An 872-nucleotide genomic window follows, 5' to 3' on the forward strand; every position below is an offset into this window, starting at 1 on the left:
AACCGAACAGGCTTATGTCCACTGGGTTCGTGCCTTCATCCGTTTCCACGGTGTGCGTCACCCGGCAACCTTGGGCAGCAGCGAAGTCGAGGCATTTCTGTCCTGGCTGGCGAACGAGCGCAAGGTTTCGGTCTCCACGCATCGTCAGGCATTGGCGGCCTTGCTGTTCTTCTACGGCAAGGTGCTGTGCACGGATCTGCCCTGGCTTCAGGAGATCGGAAGACCTCGGCCGTCGCGGCGCTTGCCGGTGGTGCTGACCCCGGATGAAGTGGTTCGCATCCTCGGTTTTCTGGAAGGCGAGCATCGTTTGTTCGCCCAGCTTCTGTATGGAACGGGCATGCGGATCAGTGAGGGTTTGCAACTGCGGGTCAAGGATCTGGATTTCGATCACGGCACGATCATCGTGCGGGAGGGCAAGGGCTCCAAGGATCGGGCCTTGATGTTACCCGAGAGCTTGGCACCCAGCCTGCGCGAGCAGCTGTCGCGTGCACGGGCATGGTGGCTGAAGGACCAGGCCGAGGGCCGCAGCGGCGTTGCGCTTCCCGACGCCCTTGAGCGGAAGTATCCGCGCGCCGGGCATTCCTGGCCGTGGTTCTGGGTTTTTGCGCAGCACACGCATTCGACCGATCCACGGAGCGGTGTCGTGCGTCGCCATCACATGTATGACCAGACCTTTCAGCGCGCCTTCAAACGTGCCGTAGAACAAGCAGGCATCACGAAGCCCGCCACACCGCACACCCTCCGCCACTCGTTCGCGACGGCCTTGCTCCGCAGCGGTTACGACATTCGAACCGTGCAGGATCTGCTCGGCCATTCCGACGTCTCTACGACGATGATTTACACGCATGTGCTGAAAGTTGGCGGTGCCGGAG

At 61.7% G+C, this 872-nt stretch carries 1 protein-coding gene; it reads left to right on the top strand.

What is annotated here, in order from left to right:
- Nucleotides 1–872 (top strand): class 1 integron integrase IntI1 (gene intI1 / locus PG881_RS23920; RefSeq protein WP_270803319.1); only part of this gene is annotated, 872 nt, incomplete at both ends.

The organism is Aeromonas sp. QDB54, assembly GCF_027707385.1.
Lineage (GTDB): Bacteria > Pseudomonadota > Gammaproteobacteria > Enterobacterales > Aeromonadaceae > Aeromonas > Aeromonas hydrophila.